This window comes from Streptomyces viridosporus, from assembly GCF_002078235.1.
In the GTDB taxonomy this organism is placed as follows: domain Bacteria; phylum Actinomycetota; class Actinomycetes; order Streptomycetales; family Streptomycetaceae; genus Streptomyces; species Streptomyces viridosporus.
This window is the reverse complement of record NZ_MSGP01000743.1, coordinates 1-3,010: the sequence shown is the minus strand read 5'-3', so window position 1 is coordinate 3,010 and position 3,010 is coordinate 1. Positions and strand designations below refer to the sequence as shown.

The following is a 3,010-nucleotide window of genomic DNA, read 5'->3' as shown; positions in this document are numbered from 1 at the left end:
GACGTTGTCGTGCCGGGCGCCGTGGGCTGGGGCGCCCGGCACGACAACGTCTCCGGGAACACCGTCACCAGCGGCATCCCGTTCGTGCCGCCGAGCGCGGACTTCACCGCCGGCGCTCCGACGGGGCGCACGCCCCCGAAGCGGCCCGAGACGGCCTCCCCTCCCGCGGGGGGCTCCTCGAAGCCGAAGAAGAAGGGGCGCAACAAGCTCGTCCTGCTCGGCGGTGCCGTGGTCTTCCTCGCCGGTGTCGCCTACGGCGCCGGTCTGCTGATGAACCACTCCGACGTGCCCAAGGGCACCACCGTGCTCGGCGTCGACATCGGCGGCAGCACCCGCGACGAGGCCGTGAAGAAGCTCGACCGGGCCCTCGACGACCGGCTGAACAAGCCGCTGAAGCTGTCGGTCGACGGCAAGACCGTCGAGCTGGAGCCGGACAACGCGGGGCTGCAGTTCGACACCGACGCCACCGTCGGCAAGGCCGCCCGGAGCGACTACAACCCGGTCTCCGTGATCGGCTCGCTCTTCGGCAACCACCGTGTCGTCGAACCGGTCGTGCCGGTGGACGAGGAGAAGCTGCACGCCGCCCTCGAGGACGTGGCCGGCGGGTCCGGCTCGGTGGTCGAGGGCTCGATCGAGTTCAAGTCCGGCAAGGCCGTCCCCGTCTACCCCAAGGCGGGCCGGGGCATCGACGTCGACAAGGCGACCGAGGCGGTGCAGAAGGCGTACCGCACCCAGGTGGAGACCGGCGCCTCCACCCCGGTGAACGTCCCGACGACCACCCGGCAGCCCACGGTCTCCAAGGCCGAGGTCGACCGGATGATGAAGGAGTTCGCCCAGCCGGCGATGTCGGCCAACGTGGTCGTGCAGACCGACGCGGAGCACTCGGTCCCGATGAGCCCGCAGAACTCGCTGTGGAAGTTCCTCGGGGTGGACGCCGTGGGCGGCAAGCTGGTCGACAAGCCCGACCTGGCCGCCCTGGAGAAGCTCTACGGCCAGGCGTTCGAAGGGGTGCTCATCACCCGGGGCAACGGCGAGAAGACGCCGGTCACCCCGCAGGACGTCTACGGCGCCCTGCGCCAGGCGCTGACCAGCACGGGCGACCGGGTCGCGGTCATCGAGACCGACCCCAGCTGACGCGAGCCGCACACACGGGAGCGGCGCCGCCCGGGTCCGACGCGACCCGGGCGGCGCCGCTCTTCCGCGTGGGCCACGTGTGCCTCACACCTCACGCGTGCGCCGTCGCTCAGTGAGCGGCGACGACCACCGGCGCCTCCGCACCGGCCTCCGCCTCCTGGGCGCGGCTCTTGACGCCGAGGACGGCGGCGACGGCACCGAGCAGGCACAGGATCCCGGTGACGGTGACGGCGGAGTGCAGACCGTTGACGAACGCCTGCCCGCTGCCCTCGACGACCGCGGCCCTGAGCTGCGCCGGCATGTCGGAGGAGACCGGGGCGATGCCCATCGCGACGGCGTCCTCGGCCTTCTCCAGACCGCGGGCCACGGAAGCCGGGACGCCCGCCCCGGTGAGCTCGCCGAACAGCGAGGAGCCGACCTTGCCGGCGATCACGGTGACCAGCACGGAGGTGCCGAGCGCACCACCGATCTGCAGCATGGTGGACTGCAGGCCGGACGCCACACCGCCGTCCCTGACCGGCGCGTTGCCGATGATCGCGGCGGCGGTGGCGGGCAGCACGATGCCGACGCCGAGGCCCATCGCGATGTACGGCGGCCACATCGTCGCGTAGGACGAGTCGACGGTCCAGGTGAGCATGGAGAACATGGCGGCGGCCGAGAGGACCAGGCCCAGCGGGATCGTGACGCGCGGTCCGAAGCGGGCGGTCAGCTGGGAGCCGAGCGGCGAGGCGACCAGCGAGGCGAGCGACATCGGCAGCGTGCTGACACCGGCCTCGACGGGCGTGTAGCCGCGCACGTTCTGCAGGTACAGCATGATGAAGAAGATGCCGCCGAGCATGACGAAGAAGTTCAGCAGCGTCATGACGGCACCGGTGGTCAGCGACCGGTTGCGGAACAGGCGCATCGGCAGCAGCGGGCTCTCCTGCCGGGTCTCGTACCAGCAGAAGACGGTCAGGAGCACCAGGCCGAGGGCGATGGAGCCGAGGGTCCTGGCGGAGGTCCAGCCCCAGGTCTCGCCCTTGACGATGCCGAAGACGAGCGCGAGCAGACCCGCGGCCAGCAGCACCACGCCGGCGATGTCGAAGCGCCGGCGGTCGCCGGAGTTCTTGGACTCGGTGAGGACCGCCATGCTGAACAGCAGCGCGACGACGCCGATCGGCGCGTTCAGGTAGAAGACCCACGTCCAGTCGACGTGCTCGACGAGCAGGCCGCCGACGATCGGGCCCAGCGACGTGGAGACGGCCGAGACCATGCCCCAGATGCCCACCGCGAGCCCGAACCTCTTCGGGGGGAACACGGCGCGCAGGATGCCCAGGGTGTTGGGCATCAGGATGCCGCCGCACAGGCCCTGCAGGGCGCGGAAGAGGATGACGCCCTCGACACTGCCGGCCAGGCCGATGGCGACCGAGGTGACGACGAACCCGCCGACGCCGACGAGGTAGTACAGGCGCCGGCCGAACCGGTCGCCGAGCTTGCCGCCGAGGATCATCGAGGCGGCGAGCGCGAGCAGGTAGGAGTTGGTGACCCACTGCAGCTCCGCGGTGCTGGCCCCGAGGTCCTTGCCGATCGCCGGGTTGGCGATGGCGACGACGGAGCCGTCGAGCTGCACCATGAGCAGGCCGAACGACACGGCGATCAGCGCGAGCCAGGGGTTGCCCCGGAAGCGTGCGGACCCCGGCTGCGCGGAGGCAGCCGTGGCCGGGGCGGAGTGATCCACGGGAGTGGACGCCATGGAGGAAGCCGTTTCTTTCTCAAAGGGGGACGAAGGAACTGCACGGAGGCAGGCCGCGGTTCCCCGACGGGCCCGGGGCGCCCACCCGGCCGGAGGAAGCGGGCAGGGGGGCGCGCGGGGTCGCGGAGGAGGGCCTGCCCGGGC

General features: G+C 71.6%; 1 protein-coding gene and 1 pseudogene. One reads left to right on the top strand and one right to left on the bottom strand.

Features of this window, described 5'->3' with window-relative positions; all coding sequences use genetic code 11:
• Positions 1-1,134, top strand: a pseudogene (locus B7L92_RS36890) (hypothetical protein); the annotation flags it as partial.
• Positions 1,135-1,243: 109 nt separating this feature from the next.
• Here B7L92_RS36890 and B7L92_RS36885 read toward each other — a convergent pair.
• The gene (locus tag B7L92_RS36885) at positions 1,244-2,866 is read right to left on the bottom strand and encodes an MFS transporter (protein ID WP_081241507.1); all 1,623 of its coding nucleotides are present in this window, start codon (positions 2,864-2,866) and stop codon (positions 1,244-1,246) included.
• Positions 2,867-3,010: the final 144 nt, after the last annotated feature.